Below are 16,813 nucleotides of genomic sequence, written 5' to 3' on the forward strand. Positions count from 1 at the left end.
AGCGCCTGCGGCGCTGCGTGTTCGCGGCCCCGGGAAGTCTCGCGCCCGAGCGACCGAGACTCGCGACTGCGTCGCATGCGCTTCGGTCACTCGGCCGCGAGACGGGCCGCGGACGGTGCTCGTAAGACTCGCACCCGACGGGGCCGGGGGTGGCGTGAAGGTTCTTTTAGTTGCGCGCTTTAGTTGCGTGGTTCAGCGCGGGGGCTATCGCTTCGACCGAGTTCGAGGGGGTTCAGCTCAGGAGGCGGTGCGTTCCTCGACGAAGCCGGGCATCCAGGTGCGGACCAATTGCATGAACGGCAGTTCGGCGTCGAGTTGCGCCAGGATGCCGACGGAGCCGCCGAGTACTCGGAAGATCATCACGTATTGCGCCGGAAGTTGCAGTGCGCGTGCGGTTTTCATCTCCGGACTGGAGATCTCCGAAGCCTTGCCCGCGACCCGCTGCATCCACCTGCGGGTGAAGTGGAACGAGTCGGACTGGATCGGGTCGGTGAACGGCCGCAGGTAGTCGGCGATCTCCTGGTGGGTGACCACTCGGCCGGGGATCACCCAGCCGTGGTCGTACAGCAGTTCGGTGAGTTCGGCGAAGCGCTCCTCGACCGCGAGGGCCAGCATTCGGCCCAGCACCGGGGGGAAACCGTCCGGCATCGGTGCGCAGGCGCCGAAATCGATCACCGCCAACTTGCCGTCGGGCAGCATCATGAAATTGCCCGGGTGCGGGTCGGCGTGCAGGAGTCCGACCACCTCCGGGGAGGAGAAGTGGAACCGGCCCATCAGCCCCGCGACGCGATTGCGCAGCGCACGGGTGCCCTCCGGATCCTCGGCGCCCTGCTTGATGATCGTGGAGACGGGGACGCCGTCCAGCCATTCGGTGACGATCACCTTCGGCGCGCTCGCCACCACCTTCGGCACCACGATCTCGGCGTGCCCGTCGAAGCCCTTGGCGAATGCGCGCTGGTTGGCGGCTTCGTTGCGGTAGTCCAGCTCCTCTTCGGTGCGCTCGGTGATCTCGGCGAGAATCGGCTTCACGTCCGCGCCGGGGATCACGGAAGCGACCAGGCCGGACATGCGAGACAGGGTCTTGAGATCGGCGCGCAGCGCCTCGTCGGCGCCGGGGTACTGCACCTTCACCGCGACGGTGCGCCCGTCCGACCACACCGCCCGGTGCACCTGCCCGATGCTGGCCGACGCGGCCGGGGCGTCGTCGAACTCACGGAAGCGGGACCGCCACTGGGTGCCGAGCTGCTGGTCGAGCACGCGGTGGACGGTCGCGGCCGGCATCGGCGGCGCGGCGGCCTGCAGCTTGGTGAGCGCCTCGCGATAGTGCTCGCCGAACTCCTCGGGGACCGCGGCCTCCATCACGCTGAGCGCCTGCCCGAACTTCATCGCGCCGCCCTTGAGCTCGCCGAGCACCGTGAACAGCTGCTCCGCGGCCTTCTGATTGAGCTGCGCGTTGATCTCCGACTTGTCGCCTCCGGCGAGCTTCTTGCCGAACCCCACGGCCGCCCGCCCGGCTATGCCGAGTGGAATCTTGGCCAACTTGGCGTTGCGGGACGAGCGACGGCGCACGATCTCAGACACGTACCCATCATGGCGGACGGACCGGCCGGTCGGCCACGGCAATCTTGATCACCATCGGCTTCAGTGTCCATGACCTGCGGAAACGAGTGCGCACAAGCATGCGGGGTACCGGTCCCGTCCGCGCCGACCGAGGGTGTGAATCCGAATTCAGTTCGAGAGTCGCGTTCGAGATGGCGGGGCCCATCCAGGCAGATCAGCTTCAGCGAGGTGTCCGGCCGCCAGTCCAGCGCGGCGAAGGTGATCTTGTCCCGCGCCCGCCACGCCCACGGTGCGGAGTCGGTGACCGACGTCGCCGTCGGTGGGTTGGACCGATGCGCTTCGTGCTCGCGGTCGCCAGATGAGTTCCTGGGTGGAGGCATCACGGCTGTATTCCGACGCCGTGCGCTGCGGAAAGGTGCACGCACCCGCAGTCGGGATGGCGGTCCCATCGGCGGCGATCGAGGGTGTGGGAGTCCAGGTCCAGTTCCAGCGTCGCGTTCAAGGTGGCGGGGGTTCGCCGGGGTGAGCAGTCGATGATCGTTTCGAGTTCGGCGAGGGCGATTGCCGTGGTGGCGGCGATTCCGGCGGGGGAGGCGTGGCCGATGCGGCCGAGTAGTTGGGCCGCCATGTGTGGCCAGTCGGTGTCGTTCCGTGCGCGGATCAGGTCCGCGCAGCGCAGGCAGCTGGTGACGCCCGGCAACACCAAGGGACCGATGACGCCCTTGCTGTCGCGGATGCGCAGTGAAAGGTGCGGGATCTGGTGCAGCACTAGATCACTCACCAGTCGGGGGTCGGGCATCAGCGTGTCGGCGAGCACCACGAGGTCCACTCCCCAGGACCGCGCCGTCGCCGTACCGGTGGGGTAGTCCCGGGAACGGCTCGGCCGCATACCGAGCGCCCGCAAGCCGGCCGACACCGCGTCGGACAGCGGCCCGAGGCCGTGTACTCGCACTGTTCGCACGTGACCGGCCCGCTCCTCCGGGTGGTCCAGCAGTCCGGCTTCGTCGACCAGCGTGAGCAATGCCACGGCGCGTTCGGCGTCGATACCGCATTCTCCGGCGCGCCAGATGATCTGCGGCTTGGTGCGCAGACCGTCGAGCAGGCGGAGGAAGGTGACGACGGTCTCGGCGTCCATGCCTTCCGGATCGAGCACCACGGCGGTTTCCGGATCGCACCCGAGTTGCACGACCCCGGTCGGGCGGACCAGGACGGTAACCCGCGGACGCAATCGAGGACCACGACACATCGTTGTCATGTCATCAGTATGCGAACCCCGCGGGGTGCGGCCCGTGGCGAAATCCTTGGTTATCCACAGGATTTCGCGTCATCCACAGCCTGAATCAGGAGGATTCGCCGCCTTCTTTGCCCAGGTCGGGGCCGGTGTCGTCGTCCTTTTGCTCGCGTGCCGCTCGCTCACGAGCCTCGGTTTCGGCCAATTGCGCCAGCGGGTCGTCGAACACGGTGGCGCCGCCGCCGATGACCGAGTCGATGAAACCGGCGGGGGAGTCCAGGTCGTCGGAATCCGGCAGCAGGTCCGGGTGCGCCCACACGCGGTCGCGGGCGGTCATGCCCGCGTCGCTGGTGAGCCTGCGCCACAGCGCCGCCGCCTCGCGCAGCTTGCGCGGACGCAACTCCAGCCCGACCAGCGTGGCGAAGGTCTGTTCCGCGGGACCGCCGGTGGCGCGCCGCCTGCGCAGCGTCTCCGCCAGCGCGCCCGCGCCGGGCAAGCGGTCGCCCACGGCGTCGGCGACGACCACCTGCACCCAGCCCTCGATGAGCGCCAGCAGCGTTTCCAGCCGTTCCAGCGCCTGCTTCTGCTCGGGCGTGGTCTGCGGCTCGAACGTGCCCTGGGCCAAGATCTCCTCGAGCTTCGACGGATCGGTCAGCGACATCGGGTCGATGTTCTGCGCGGCCTGTTCCATCGCGGAGAAGTCCATCCGGATGCCGCGCGCGTAGTCCTCGACCGCGCCGAGTACCTGCTGGCGCAGCCACGGCACGTGCGCGAACAGCCGCTGGTGGGCGGCCTCACGCGCGGCGAGGAACACCAGGATCTCGCTTTCCGGCTGCTCCAGTCCGGCACTGAACTCCGAGATCGCCGCGGGCAGCAGCGCCGCGGTGCCGGTGGGGCCGAGCGGAAGGCCGATGTCGGTGGAGGTCAGCACCTCTTTGGCGAGCTGGCCGAGCGCTTGGCCGAGCTGCGATCCGAAGGCCAGGCCGCCCATCTGGCCAAGCATGCCGACCATCGGCGCGGCGAACTGCCTGGCCTCTTCCGGCAGCGCCGCGGTCCACATGCCGGAAATCTGCTCGGCGACCGGGTCGCACAGCCGCTGCCAGGTGGGCAGGGTCTGCTCGATCCAGTCGTTGGCGGTCCACGCGACCGTCTTGGCGGCGCCCGCGGGCAGGGTGGTCGCGCCGTCGAGCCAGAGTTCGGCGAGATGCGCGGCGTCGGTCACCGCGCTCGCGGCGCCCGAACTCACCGGGGCGACGGTCGTGCCGAGCTGCTGGCGGGCCAGCCGCTTGGCGACGTCGTAGTTCACCGGCCCGGCCTGCGCCGAGCCCGGTTGTCCCATGCCGCTGAGCATCTGGCCGAGCGAGGTCAGCATCTGGCCGAGCTGCGCCGGGTCGAATCCGCCCGCGCCGGACCCACCGATACCGAAACCGAACGGGTCGTTCGGGCCGGGACCGCTCGGCTCGTCACCGCGCTTGCGATCGTCGTCGTCGCGGTTCGAGAATCCGAAGGGGAGGTCGTTCATGCTCTTCACGTTACGCGTGTAGCACAGCGTCCCTGTGTTCGCGCGGCGCGAAACCGGAGGCGGCGCGCCCGGGCGAAATGACCGCCTCCGCCCACTCACGCCGCGGGCTGTCATTACTGTGGTCCAGGTGAATCGTCGGATCCTCACCCTGGTGGCCGCACTGATCCCGGTGCTCGTGCTCGGTGTCGTCGGCAGCGTACTGACTGTGCCGTTCGTCGCACTCGGGCCCGGCCCCACCTTCAACACCCTCGGCACGGTGGACGGCAAGGACGTCGTCGATGTGCGGGGCACCGAGGTCGATCCGACCACGGGCCATCTCAACATGACCACGGTTTCGGTGCGCGACGGGCTGAGCATCTTCGAGGCGTTCGGCTTCTGGGCCAGCGGCAAGCACGGCCTGGTGCCGCGCTCGGAGGTCTACCCGCCCGGCGTGTCGCGCGAGGAGATCGACAAGTCCAACCAGGAGGACTTCAAGGACTCGGAGGGCAACGCCGAGGTCGCCGCCCTGCACTATCTGAACCTGCCCACGGTCGTGCTGCTGCGCAAGGTGTCCGACGACGGGCCCGCCCGCGACGCGCTGCGTGCGGGTGACGAGCTGATCAGCATCAACGGCACGCCTATGACGACACCCAAGGACGTCGTGACGGCGGTCTCGTCCCAGGCGCCCGGCAGCACGCTCACCGTGGTTTTCCGGCGCGACAACGCCGAGCAGACCGCGTCGATCGTGCTCGGCGCCCGCCCCGGCGACCCGGCCAAGGGCTACCTCGGCGTGACGCCGGGCGAGGGCGCCCGGCCGCCGCTCGAGGTCGCGTTCAATCTCGCCGACATCGGAGGCCCATCGGCGGGTCTGATGTTCAGCCTGGCCCTGATCGACAAGCTCACCCCCGGCGAACTGGACGGCGGCAAGTTCGTCGCGGGCACCGGAACCATCGATCAGGACGGCAAGGTGGGTCCGATCGGCGGCATCCAGTACAAGATGATGGCCGCGCGGGACGCGGGCGCGGAGACCTTCATGGTCCCCGCCGCCAACTGCGACGAGGCCAAACAGCGGACTCCCGACGGCCTGCGGCTGGTGCGCGTCGAGACCCTCACCGGCGCGGTGCAGTCGCTCAACGAGATCAACACCGGCAAGGAACCGGTCGGCTGCGGGTGAGCCGGATCTCTCGGCCGGTCGACAATCCGCGACGGAAGCCGCGCGACTCGCCCGGACCGCGCAGCGGCTGGTGATCCCGACCGAAGAACGCCGCGCGCCCGGCCGTTGAACCGCGATCGGGCCGCGCAGCGCCGCACCGGAGCGTCAGCGCTTCACTCCAGCGTGTGATGCAGCGCTTCGACGAGGTTCGGCGCCAGGTTGGGGTAGGTGCGCAGGTCGAGGTCGCCGAAATCGTCCGCGTCGTCCGCGGGGCGCAGCTGCAACAGGCACAGCGACGCGCCGTCGCGCAGCACCGCGGCGAACAACCGGGCCTCCCGGCGCTCCGGGTGCGCCTCGGCGGCGGCGCGCGCGGCCGCGTCGGCGGCATCGTGGTCGGCCAGCAGCGGGGCGAGCGCGTCGTCGAGCGTCGATTCGGCGTCCGGAGGGAGCACCACGATCTCCTGCACCAGCACGCAACCGCGGACGGCGGGGGGCCAACTGGTGGTGGCCAGGAATTCGTCCAGGGCGATCGAGCCGCCGGTGATGTCGTCCGGGAAAGCCTCCTGGGCGACCGGCGTCAGCTCGTCGCCCTCGTCGAGCTGATCCTCCAGTTCCGGCTGCGCCGCGACCAGGTCCGCGGTCGGCACCAGGGCGAACATCTGCGGGGGACGGCCCCACCCCTCGGCATCGACGAATTCCGCCACCTCCCGGACGGATCGGGCAAGGACGAGTTCGGCGTGCAGGTCTGGGGTCACGCGAACATCCAATCAAACCGCAGGCGCGGACAGCCGGAAACCCGGGCGATCGGTTCCCCGGCGCGGCAAGCGCAACCCTGCCAGCTGCATGGTGTCCGATTTCCGTAGAGTGGGCCGAGACGGTCCGGAAGGACCACCCGCAACATCGGACTGCGGCGCATCGGCCGAGCGTATCGGTGCGAGCGTCGCCGGACCTTGGAGAGTGGCATCGTGGGCATGCGGCCCCCCACCGGCTTACCTTCGCTGTCCCGACGCAGCCGTGTGCTGCTGGTGGCGGCCATCGTCCTAGCGGCGTTACTGCTGCTCGGGCCGCGGTTGACGGACACCTACACGAATTGGCTGTGGTTCGGCGAGGTCGGCTTCCGCAACGTGTATCTCACCGTGCTGCGGACCAGGGTGCTGCTGTTCCTCGTCGTGGCGGCCTTCGTCGGCCTGGTGGTCTGGCTGGCGCTGCTGCTGGCCTACCGCACCAGGCCGGTGTTCGTGCCGGTGGCGGGTCCGAACGATCCGATCGCGCGCTACCGCACCACCGTGATGAGCAGGCTGCGGCTGTTCGGCGTCGGCATCCCGGTGCTGCTGGGCCTGCTGTCGGGTCTGGTGGCGCAGTCGAACTGGGTGACGGTGCAGCTGTTCCTCAACGGCCAATCGTTCGGCGAGAAGGATCCGGAGTTCGGCCTCGACGTCGGCTTCTACGCCTTCGACCTGCCCTTCTACCGGATGGTGCTGAACTGGCTGTTCGTCGCGGTGGTGATCGCGTTCTTCGCCAGCCTGGTCACCCACTACGTCTTCGGCGGCCTGCGGCTGACCGGCCGCGAGGGCACGCTCACCCGCCCCGCGCGCATCCAGCTCGCCGTACTGGCCGGGATCTTCGTCCTGCTCAAGGCGATCGCCTACTGGTTCGACCGCTACGAACTGCTTTCCAGCAGCCGCAAGGAACCCACCTTCACCGGCGGTTCGTACACCGACATCAACGCGGTGCTGCCCGCCAAGCTGATCCTGCTGTCCATCGCGGTGATCTGCGCGCTGGCCTTCTTCGCGGGCATCGTGCTGCGCGATCTGCGGGTGCCCGCGATGGCCGCCGCGCTGCTGGTGCTGTCCTCGATCCTGGTCGGCGCGGTGTGGCCGCTGGTGGTCGAACAGTTCTCGGTGCGGCCGAACGCCGCGGACAAGGAGAGCGAGTACATCGAACGCAACATCGCCGCCACCAGGCAGGCGTTCGGCATCACCGACGACAGGATCGATTACAAGGACTACAAAGGCGAGAGCAGCAAGAGCCCGCTCGAGGTGCCGGTCGACGCCGCGACCGTCGGCAACGCAAGGCTGCTCGACCCGAACATCCTCTCGCCCACTTTCACGCAGCTGCGCCAGCTGAAGAACTTCTACGGCTTCCCGGAGTCGCTGGACATCGACCGCTACAACCTCGACGGTGACGTCCAGGACTACATCGTCGCCGCCAGGGAGCTCTCGCCCGCGGCGCTGAGCGGCAACCAGACCGACTGGATCAACCGCCACACCGTGTACACCCACGGCAACGGCTTCGTCGCCGCCCCGGCCAACCGGGTGAACAAGCCGCCGTCGGACGATCCGAACGCCGCGGGGGGCAGCGGCGACGGCGGTTATCCGATCTTCATGGTCAGCGATCTGTTCACGCCATCGGACAAGCAGCGGATCAAGGTGGACCAGCCGCGCGTCTACTTCGGCGAGCTGATCTCGCAGGCGAACCCGGACTACGCGATCGTCGGCGCGATGGACGGCCAGCGTCCGCGCGAGTACGACTCCGACACCGCCCAGTACACCTACACCGGCAAGGGCGGCGTGCCGATCGGCAACTGGTTCAACCGCCTGGCCTTCGCGGCCAAGTACGCCGAGCGCAACATCCTGTTCTCCTCGGCCATCGGCGACGACTCGAAGATCATCTTCAACCGCAGCCCGCGCGAGCGGGTGCAGAAGGTCGCGCCCTGGCTGACCACCGACGGCAACGCCTACCCCGCGGTGGTCGGCGGACGGATCGTCTGGATCGTGGACGCCTACACCACGCTGGACAACTACCCGTACGCGCAGACCACCTCGCTGGAGGGCGCGCTGGAGGACAGCATCGACAAGAAGACCGGGCGGCTGCTGCCGCGTAAGGCGGTCAGCTACATCCGCAACTCGGTGAAGGCGACGGTCGACGCGTACGACGGCAGCGTCACGCTCTACGAGGTGGACTCCTCGGACCCGGTGCTGAAGGCATGGCGCGGGGTGTTCCCGGGCGCGGTGAAGCCGGAGAGCGAGATCTCGCCGGAACTGCGGGCGCACTTCCGCTACCCGGAGGATCTGTTCAAGGTGCAGCGCGAGATGCTGTCGAAGTATCACGTGGACGATCCCCGAGAATTCTTCACCAACAACGCTTTCTGGTCGGTTCCCGCCGACCCGACCACCGAGGGCGGGACCACCGCCAACCAGCCGCCGTATTACGTGCTGCTGGGCGACCCGAAAACGAACAAGCCGACGTTCAATTTGACCAGTGCGATGACCGGCTACAACCGGCCTTATCTCGCGGCCTATATCTCGGTGCGTTCCGACCCGGACGGCTACGGGAAATTCACGATTCTTCGATTGCCAACGGACACACAGACATTGGGTCCGCAGCAGACGCAGAACCGGATGACGACCTCGCCTGAGGTGTCCCGCGAGAAAACGCTGCTGTCCAATTCGAACAAGATCAAATATGGCAATCTGCTGACCCTGCCGGTCGCGGACGGCGGCATCCTCTATGTGGAGCCGTTCTACAACGAACGCAACACCGGGCCGAACACGGCGACCTTCCCGCAGCTGCTGCGGGTGCTGGTGAGCTATCGCGACGAGGCGGGCAACGTCAAGGTGGGCTACGCCTCGACTTTGGCGGACGCGCTGAACCAAGTGATCCCCGGCGCGGGCGCGCTGGCGACGCCGTTCGGCGGTGACTCGGGCACCAGGCCCAAGCCGGGCACCACTCCGGTCCCCGCCGAGAACGGCAACAACGGGACCAGTAACGCCTCGACACCGCCGCCCGCTTCGGTCCCGCCACCGGCGACGGGATCGTCCGCCGCCAAGGACGCCGCGGCGGCCGAGCTCAACCGCAAGATCGAGAACGTGCGCAACGCCATGCGCAGCGGGAACTTCCAGGACTTCGGCCGTGCGCTGGACGAGCTGGACGCCGCGGTCAAGGCGTATCAGGACGCCGGTCGCTGAGTAGTGCCGCCGGATAGGACCGGCACGAAGAAAGACGCCGCCATCATCGCGATGGCGGCGTCTTTCTTTCGGCGCGGGATGGGTCAGCGACCGAGGGAGTCGATCAGCGCGCTGTTCTGGCTCAAGATCTGCTCGAACTGTCCCTTCAGGCCGTACTGCTCGGCCAGCTCGTCCGCGGCGGACTTGGCCTTCTCGACCACGGACTGCGCCGCGCTCACGGTGGGCTGGGCGGGCTCGGGCACGGCGGGAAGTTCCTCCGCCGGGGCCAGCGTCTCGGGCTCGGAGGTGCCCTGGCGCAGGTACCGGCCGCACACCGGCCACGCGCCGGGGCCCTGGGTGGCGAGCACGTTCTCCGCCACGCGAATCTGCTCCGCCTTGCTGGCGGTGTGGGCCGAGCCCTTGCCGCCGTTGGCGGCCCAGGTGCTCTGCGAGAACTGCAGGCCACCGTAGTAGCCGTTTCCGGTGTTGATCCCCCAGTTGCCACCGCTCTCGCACTGCGCGACGCCGTCCCAGTCGTGGGTGGCCGCGGAGGCGGAAGCGGTGGAGAATGCGAACGGGACGGCAACAAGAGCGCCGGTGATGGCGGCGAAGCCGATGGCGCGGGTGCTGATCTTCCGGTTCTCAGTCATGGTCGTTTCCCTCCCTGCGCCCGCCGGCACGGCGATCGTGCTTACTGCCGTGTCCCTGTCCCCAGGTCGTCGGGGATCCTCGAGCCGCGGGACAGGGTCACCGGTGTTCGGCGGTTCGAGTTCGAGCCCGTCTCGGATGATCCGGGCCGTGGAGTGACGGTAACGAAGAATTCTCAGCAGATCACATCTTGATAACGCCGGAATTGCATGATTCGAATAACTCGAATATGCGAGTTTTACCAGGTGGGAAACGTCGTCAACACGCTGATTCCATGCGAAGTTATCGCATCGTTATGTGAGTGAGATCACCTCGAAATGGTGAAGTAGGTCACGTTTGAAGTGGGTTTTCGGTGGTGAATCTTGAGGGCGCGGTGTGGAAATGTGCGGCATCGCGATTGCTGCGGGATGGTTTCGGAGTTCGGTGGCGGGCGGATGTTCCTGTCGTGCGGTCTGTTCACCTCGCTGAAACCGCCTCTGAGCTGGCGATTTGCAGACTCTGCGAACCCATGTGTAATGTTGTGTTCACCGACGCGGGGTGGAGCAGCTCGGTAGCTCGCTGGGCTCATAACCCAGAGGTCGCAGGTTCAAATCCTGTCCCCGCTACTAGGGAAACGGCTCCGGAACAATCGTTCCGGAGCCGTTTTCGTTGTTCTGGCAGGTCCTGGCATCGGTGGCGTTTCCGCCGAGCGTGGCGCATCGGACGCGCGTCTACCAGCTGGCCGACCATGCCCAGCGGCACACCGTCCACCAGTGGTTCGCGTCCGATGGATCGGCGCAGTCGTCGATCGGCAGGGTGCCGGTGGCCAGTCCCTTGCCGACCCGCCACACGCCCAGCAGGTCCTTGCGGGCGGTGTCGATGATGTCGACCCGCGAGTCCGGTTATCGCGACACGTCGGCGCGCTGCGGCGGCGACCGGCGGGAGTGCGGGTCCTGGTCTCTGGTCGAGCCGCGCGTTCGGGCCGGAGACCGAAGACAGCGAGGGGAGACGGGATCAGACTGGCAGCGACCACGGTGTGAAGGAGGAAGACCTGTGTGTGCGCCACAGCTGATCGATGGTGGGGACTCGTCGGAGGTTTCGGGTGGGGACGTTGTCGGGGCCGGTGTGAAACTCGTCCGCGAGCGGGGTTTCGGCAGGGTGGTGGATCTGACGCATACGCTGACCCCGGACTTCCCGGTGTGGGAGCTGGTCAGCAAGCGGCCCGAGTTCGGGCGCGTGGCCTGCATGGCCGACAACCAGTACAACGCCGGGCGGCTCGACATCTACGAACATGTGGGCACCCATATCGACGCGCCGCTGCACTTCGACGACGCGGGTCTCTCGGTCGACGCCATCCCGGCGGAGAACCTGGTCGCGCCGCTCGCGGTCATCCGCATCGCGGAGCGCGCCGACCGCGACGCCACGGCGGCCGTGACGGTGCGCGACATCCGGGACTGGGAGCGCGCACACGGCCCGCTGCCGCAGGGCGCGGTCGTCGTCATGGAATCCGGCTGGGCGCAGCGGGTGCCGATCCCGGGCGCGTTCCTGAATCACGACGAGCGGACCGACACCTATCGGTGGCCCGGCTTCAGCGCCGAGGCCGCCGACTTCCTGATCCATCAGCGGGAGGTCGTCGGCATCGGCGTGGACTCCACGGGCCTGGACCGGGGGAGCGACCGCGCGATCCCGGTCCATCGGACGTTCCTGCCGTCGGGCCGCTACGGACTCGAGGCGCTCAACGGCCTGCCGGACGTACCCGACGCCGGCGCGACACTTGTGGTCGGGGCCTCGAAGCACCGGGGCGGAACCGGCGGTCCCGCTAGAATTTTCGCGCTCTACTGAGCTCCGCTACCACTTGTTCCAATGGACGACATTGTCCAGATCGGTGCGCACGCCCGGGCGGAACGACGTGCCGATCGTGTACGCGACGGGGATGAGCGCGGTCTGCAGCACCGATTCGTAGGGGATCCCGAGAACCTGGGCGGCCTCGTATTCGTACTGCAGATGCAGGGTGGTCCAGACGGTGCCGAGGCCGCGCTCCCTGGCCGCCAGCATGAAGCTCCACGTGGCGGGCAGGATCGACCCGTAGCTGTTGGCCATGTCGACGACGCCCGGGTCAGGGCGGCGCACCACGTGTACGCACGGGATCAGCATCACCGGCACCTCGTGCAGATGCTCGTACAGATGCGGGCCCGTGGCGTACATGCGCTGGGTGCGCACCGGATCGTCGCGCCAGTCCACGCCGTCCCGCGGCACGTATTCGGTCGGCATGTTGCGGCCTTTGCGGTACAGATCCGCCAGCGCGGCCCGCTGCTGCGGATCGGTCACCACGACGAAGGCCCACCGCTGCCGGTTCTGCCCGGTGGGCGCCTGGGTGGCGATGGTCAGGCACTCCTCGATGACCTCGCGTTCCACCGGGCGCGTGAAATCCAGCCGTCTGCGGACCGAGCGGGTGGTGGTGAGCACTTCATCGGCCGTCAGGTTGAGCCGCATCACGCCCCTGCTTCCATAGTTCGACATTTCTACATATTTCGAATTCATGCTATAGTGGCACAAGGTATTTCGAGGTGTCAACGAGGGAACGAACGATGAACGGACTGCTCGACGCCATTCTCGCGGAGGACGCCACCGCAGCGGATTTCGCGAACTTGCCTGTGCCGCAGAGCTATCGGGCGATCACCTTGCACCGCGACGAAATCGGCATGTTCGAGGGGCTGCACCCCGCCGAGCGTGATCCGCGCAAGTCGGTCCATCTCGACGAGGTCGCGGTCCCCGAAGTCGGCCCGGGCGAGGCGCTGGTGGCGGTCATGGCCTCATCGATCAACTACAACACGGTGTGGAGCGCGATCTTCGAACCGGTCCCCACCTTTGCCTTCCTCCAACGGTACGGGCGCACTTCGGATCTCGCCGCCCGGCACGACCTGCCTTACCACGTCATCGGTTCCGATCTGGCGGGTGTCGTGCTGCGCACGGGCGCCGGGGTCACCGCCTGGCGGCCGGGGGATCGGGTCGTCGCACACTGCCTGCACGTCGAACTGGAGGGGCCGGACGGGCACAACGACACCATGCTGGATCCGGCCCAGCGCATCTGGGGATACGAGACCAATTTCGGCGGTCTCGCCGAACTCGCGCTGGTGCGCGCCAATCAGCTGATGCCCAAGCCGCGGCATCTGACCTGGGAGGAGGCGGCCTCGCCGGGTTTGGTGAACTCCACCGCGTACCGACAACTGTTGTCGCGCAACGGCGCCGATATGAAAGCGGGCGACAACGTGCTCATCTGGGGCGCGGCAGGCGGCCTCGGCTCCTACGCGACCCAACTGGTTCTGGCCGGCGGCGGCTTCCCGGTGTGCGTGGTGTCCTCGTCCGAGAAGGCCGAGCTGTGCCGGGCGATGGGCGCGCGGGCGGTCATCGACCGGTCGGCCGAGGGGTATCGGTTCTGGCGCGACGGCGTCCAGGACCAGGGCGAATCGAAGAGATTCGGAAAACGGATCCGCGAACTGACCGGCGGCGAGGACGTCGACATCGTCTTCGAACATCCCGGACGGGAAACGTTCGGCACCTCGGTGCTGGTCGCCCGTAAGGGCGGGGTCGTGGTCACGTGCGCGTCGACGAGCGGCTATGTGCACGAATTCGACAACCGCTATCTCTGGATGAATCTCAAGCGCATCATCGGCTCGCATTTCGCGAACTACCGCGAGGCGTGGGAGGCGAACCGGCTCATCGCCAAGGGATTGATCCACCCCACGGTCTCGAAGACCTATCCCCTCGCCGAGGCCGCCCAAGGGGTCTACGAGGTGCACGACAACCTGCATCAAGGCAAGGTCGCGGTGTTGGGCCTGGCGCCTGCCGAGGGGCTGGGCGTGGAGGATTCGCAGAAACGCGAACAGCACCTGCCCGCGGTCAACCGGTTCCGCGTCCTCGACTCGCTATGCGCCGAGGACGCGGTGCAGGGCGCTGAGAATCCGCCCTACCGGGGCATACAGCCCACGCGACCGGTGTAACTCGTTGGGCACGAAAGAGATCGATGCGGCGTGCGACGGCCACGCCGCGTGCACACCGCCCCCGGAGCCGTCGTGCCCGAACGCGGCCGGATGCGGGCCGAGGTGACCGAGTTCGGTCTGCAGTTGCAGGCCAACGCCGTAACGCATGGGCCGCTTGAACACCGCGTCGAAGCCACCGGACAGCGGTGTGGTGCCCAGGGCCAGCGTGGCCGGTGACAACGGCGTCTCGCCGCTTAGCAACGCTCCGAACAGCCGAGCCATGGAGCGCGCGGTGCCGATCGCGTTGGAGGAGGGGATCTCCACCCGGTGCCAGGCGGGGCGGTTCCACGGAATGTCGTGCTCCGGGAAAATGAGTGGATTCGCCCAGACGGAATCCGCGAGGTTCAACCGCGCCGATCCCGCCGGTGCCGGGGCGCGGCCGCGCCACCCCGGCCCGTAGCGCACCTGCCCGACGCGCGGTTCGAGATCCGCGGGCAGTCCCAGCCAGATGTCCAGGCCCAGCGGCGCGGCGAATTCCTCGTGGAAGAGCGCGCCCACGGTGCGGCCGTCGACGCGGCGTATCAATTCACCGCACAACCAGCCGAAAGAGATTCCGTGATAAGCGAGTTCGAGCGCCGGGTCGTCCTCTCGCGGTTGCTCGGCCAGCAGCTTCGCGGCCAGGGCGCCGTCCGGCGCTGGATCGCTCGGGAAGGGCGTGCGCACGCCCGGCAGGCGGGCGCGGTGGGAGACGAGTTCGGCGACGGTGACGTCCTCCTTCCCGGCGGCCGCGAACTCCGGCCAATACGCGGCGATCGGCGCGTCGAGCCGCAACTCCTCCCGTTCGAGCAGTAGCAGCAGGCACACGGCGATCAGTACCTTGCTGCCGGAGAACAGGATCTGCAGCGTATCGGCTTCCCATGGCCGGTCGCCGTCGTCGCGGCTGCCGCCCCACAGGTCGACCACCGCGACGCCGTCGACCGTCGCGGAGAACGCGGCGCCGCCGCGCGTCTCGGCGAGATATTCCGCGAAGGCCTCCGCGACGGTCTCGTACCCCGGCTCTACCCGGCCGCGGACTCTCACGCCCACAGCAGCCCGCCGTTGACCTCCAGGACGTGGCCGTTGACGTACGAGGAGTCGCCGCTCGCGAGAAAGACCGCCCCCGCCGCGGCCTCGGCGACGCGGCCGACCCGCTTGGCGATCAGGCGGTCCCGGTACAGCTCCCACGCCTTCGGGTTCTGGGCGAGGTCGTCGGCGATGCCACCGTCCAGAATTCCGGGGGCGAGGCAGTTGACCGTGATGTTCCGCGAGCCCAGTTCCGCGGCAGACACTTTCGTGAACATCTCCACCGCGGCCTTGGACGCGCAGTAGGCGGCCGCCCCCACCGCGACGCGAGTGGCCATGCTCGAGGAGACGTTGATGATCGTCCCCCCGGTCTTCTCCAGATGCGGTATCGCCGACCGAGTCGTGTGGAAGACGCCGTTGACGTTCACCGCCATCGTCGTGGCCCAGTCCGCGGCGGTCGTGCGATGCACGCGGCCGTCGATGCTGACCCCCGCGTTGGCGACGACGATATCGATCCCGCCCAGGGTGTCGGCGGCCCGGCTCATCATCTCTTCGACCGAGTCGGCGTCGGTGACATCCACCGGCAGATAGGTGAATTCGCGCGGCCAGTCCGGGTGGCCCGCCGGATCCGTGCGTCCCGCGCACACGACGTGCGCGCCCTCGGCCGCGAAGGCGTCGGCGATGGCCCGGCCGAGCCCGCGCGTGCCCCCGGTGACGACCGCTCGCTTCCCACTCAGACGATCGTTCACCCGTCGCTCCCACCCGTCCGGTGCCAGCGCAGCACCGCGGCGCCGCCGGTCAGCCCGCCCCCGACGCCGGCGAGCAGGATGTTCTCGCCGTGCGCGATCGGCCGCTCGCGATGCGAGTGGGCCAGCGTCACCGGAACCGACGCGGCCCCGGTGTTGCCGAACCGGTCGACGGTGACCGGGACGCGGTCGGGATCCGCGCCGATCTTGACGGCGAGCTCTTCCACCAGGCGCAGATTCGCCTGATGGAAGACGAAACGATCGATGTCGCCGACGCCGAGATCCGATTCCCGCAGCACGTCGTCGACGAGGGCGGGGAGCGTGTTGAGCGCGTAATCCCGTGCGCCGCGGCCGTTCATCTTGAAATAGTGGTCGCCCTGTTCCAGCGCCCGCGCGTCGATCGGCTGCCGCGAACCGCCCGCGGGAACCTTCACGGTGTCGTGCAGCGCGCCGTGCGTCACCAACTGCTGGGCGAGCAGACCCGAGCCATCGGGCACCGGTCCGACGAGGGCCGCCGCGGCGCCGTCGCCGAAGAGGGCGACGGTTCTGCGGTCGCTCCGGTCCATGATCGTCGAGTACTTGTCGGCCGCGATCACCAGCACCGGCCGCCGCCGCGGATCGTCACGGACCAGTGCCGATGCCAGCCGCAGCGCGTAGAGGAAGCCGGTGCAGACCGCGTTCACGTCGAAGGCCGGAATGTCACGGAAGCCCAATATTCCCTGCACGATCGCCGCGGTGGCGGGCAGGGGATGGTCCGGGGTCGAAGTCGCGACGATGATCGCGGACGGATCCGCCTGGTGCCGGTCCAGCAGTCTGCGGGCCGCCGCCACGGCGAGCGTCGAGGTGGGATCGGTGGTGTGGGCGTATCGCCGGGTCCGGATGCCGGTGCGATCGACGATCCATTCCGGTGTGGTGTCCGCCCACGCGCTGATCGTGTCGTTGGACACCTCGGTGCGCGGGACGTGGTAATCGATGTCCAGAATTCCGACTGTCATGAGGGAACCTC

The 16,813-nt window shown here is 68.2% G+C and carries 13 protein-coding genes, 1 tRNA gene and 1 pseudogene; 5 read left to right on the forward strand and 10 right to left on the reverse strand.

Going from position 1 to position 16,813, the window contains the following annotated elements; all coding sequences use genetic code 11:
* Window positions 1-237: 237 nt before the first annotated feature.
* The 3 genes from ACFV2O_RS20260 to ACFV2O_RS20270 all read right to left on the reverse strand — a co-directional run bounded on the left by ACFV2O_RS20260 (window position 238) and on the right by ACFV2O_RS20270 (window position 4,313).
* Window positions 238-1,581 (reverse strand): ABC1 kinase family protein, encoded by a 1,344-nt coding sequence (locus ACFV2O_RS20260; RefSeq protein ID WP_379253124.1) that lies wholly within the window; start codon window positions 1,579-1,581, stop codon window positions 238-240.
* A 358-nt stretch (window positions 1,582-1,939) separates the two neighbouring features.
* Window positions 1,940-2,815: a hypothetical protein gene (locus ACFV2O_RS20265; protein ID WP_379253125.1), complete on the reverse strand. Its 876-nt coding sequence runs from the start codon at window positions 2,813-2,815 to the stop codon at window positions 1,940-1,942.
* Window positions 2,816-2,900: 85 nt separating this feature from the next.
* Window positions 2,901-4,313 carry a zinc-dependent metalloprotease gene (locus ACFV2O_RS20270; protein ID WP_379253126.1) on the reverse strand — a complete coding sequence of 471 codons (1,413 nt, stop codon included), beginning with the start codon at window positions 4,311-4,313 and terminating at the stop codon, window positions 2,901-2,903.
* A gap of 127 nt (window positions 4,314-4,440) precedes the next feature.
* Between ACFV2O_RS20270 and ACFV2O_RS20275 the strand changes: the two genes are divergently transcribed.
* Window positions 4,441-5,466 (forward strand): PDZ domain-containing protein, encoded by a 1,026-nt coding sequence (locus ACFV2O_RS20275; protein WP_379253127.1) that lies wholly within the window; start codon window positions 4,441-4,443, stop codon window positions 5,464-5,466.
* A 152-nt stretch (window positions 5,467-5,618) separates the two neighbouring features.
* On the opposite strand, the gene ACFV2O_RS20280 is transcribed toward ACFV2O_RS20275, so the two are convergent.
* Window positions 5,619-6,200 carry a PPA1309 family protein gene (locus ACFV2O_RS20280; RefSeq protein ID WP_355079943.1) on the reverse strand — a complete coding sequence of 194 codons (582 nt, stop codon included), beginning with the start codon at window positions 6,198-6,200 and terminating at the stop codon, window positions 5,619-5,621.
* A gap of 210 nt (window positions 6,201-6,410) precedes the next feature.
* Between ACFV2O_RS20280 and ACFV2O_RS20285 the strand changes: the two genes are divergently transcribed.
* The gene (locus ACFV2O_RS20285; RefSeq protein ID WP_379253128.1) at window positions 6,411-9,413 is read left to right on the forward strand and encodes a UPF0182 family protein; all 3,003 of its coding nucleotides are present in this window, start codon (window positions 6,411-6,413) and stop codon (window positions 9,411-9,413) included.
* A gap of 83 nt (window positions 9,414-9,496) precedes the next feature.
* Here the strand turns inward: ACFV2O_RS20285 and ACFV2O_RS20290 are convergent, their stop codons facing one another.
* Entirely contained in the window at window positions 9,497-10,042 is a 546-nt protein-coding gene (locus ACFV2O_RS20290; protein WP_355079939.1) for a transglycosylase family protein, read from the reverse strand.
* A gap of 529 nt (window positions 10,043-10,571) precedes the next feature.
* Between ACFV2O_RS20290 and ACFV2O_RS20295 the strand changes: the two genes are divergently transcribed.
* Window positions 10,572-10,645: transfer RNA gene (locus ACFV2O_RS20295), tRNA-Met, on the forward strand.
* Between the two features lie 106 nt (window positions 10,646-10,751).
* On the opposite strand, the pseudogene ACFV2O_RS20300 reads toward ACFV2O_RS20295, so the two are convergent.
* A pseudogene (locus tag ACFV2O_RS20300) lies at window positions 10,752-10,921 on the reverse strand (glycosyltransferase family 2 protein); the annotation flags it as partial.
* 151 nt (window positions 10,922-11,072) lie between these two features.
* Between ACFV2O_RS20300 and ACFV2O_RS20305 the strand changes: the two are divergent.
* On the forward strand, window positions 11,073-11,861 hold the full coding sequence (locus ACFV2O_RS20305) for a cyclase family protein (protein WP_379253129.1): 789 nt from the start codon (window positions 11,073-11,075) through the stop codon (window positions 11,859-11,861).
* Window positions 11,862-11,867: 6 nt separating this feature from the next.
* On the opposite strand, the gene ACFV2O_RS20310 is transcribed toward ACFV2O_RS20305, so the two are convergent.
* Complete coding sequence (locus ACFV2O_RS20310; RefSeq protein ID WP_379253376.1) at window positions 11,868-12,515, reverse strand: nitroreductase family protein; 648 nt, start codon at window positions 12,513-12,515, stop codon at window positions 11,868-11,870.
* Between the two features lie 92 nt (window positions 12,516-12,607).
* Here ACFV2O_RS20310 and ccrA point away from each other — a divergent pair, with 92 nt between their 5' ends.
* Window positions 12,608-14,020 (forward strand): crotonyl-CoA carboxylase/reductase, encoded by a 1,413-nt coding sequence (gene ccrA, locus ACFV2O_RS20315; RefSeq protein ID WP_379253130.1) that lies wholly within the window; start codon window positions 12,608-12,610, stop codon window positions 14,018-14,020.
* Here the strand turns inward: ccrA and ACFV2O_RS20320 are convergent.
* The 3 genes from ACFV2O_RS20320 to ACFV2O_RS20330 are packed head-to-tail and all read right to left on the reverse strand — an operon-like array spanning window position 13,946 to window position 16,802.
* Complete coding sequence (locus tag ACFV2O_RS20320) at window positions 13,946-15,085, reverse strand: serine hydrolase domain-containing protein (protein ID WP_379253131.1); 1,140 nt, start codon at window positions 15,083-15,085, stop codon at window positions 13,946-13,948. The genes ccrA and ACFV2O_RS20320 overlap by 75 nt on opposite strands.
* Window positions 15,076-15,810: an SDR family NAD(P)-dependent oxidoreductase gene (locus ACFV2O_RS20325; RefSeq protein ID WP_379253132.1), complete on the reverse strand. Its 735-nt coding sequence runs from the start codon at window positions 15,808-15,810 to the stop codon at window positions 15,076-15,078. Before ACFV2O_RS20325 ends, ACFV2O_RS20320 begins: the two co-directional genes overlap by 10 nt.
* Window positions 15,807-16,802 (reverse strand): 3-oxoacyl-ACP synthase III family protein, encoded by a 996-nt coding sequence (locus ACFV2O_RS20330; RefSeq protein WP_379253133.1) that lies wholly within the window; start codon window positions 16,800-16,802, stop codon window positions 15,807-15,809. Before ACFV2O_RS20330 ends, ACFV2O_RS20325 begins: the two co-directional genes overlap by 4 nt.
* Window positions 16,803-16,813 lie beyond the last annotated feature (11 nt).

It is taken from the genome of Nocardia sp. NPDC059691 (genome assembly GCF_042733915.1).
GTDB classification, from domain to species: domain Bacteria; phylum Actinomycetota; class Actinomycetes; order Mycobacteriales; family Mycobacteriaceae; genus Nocardia; species Nocardia sichangensis.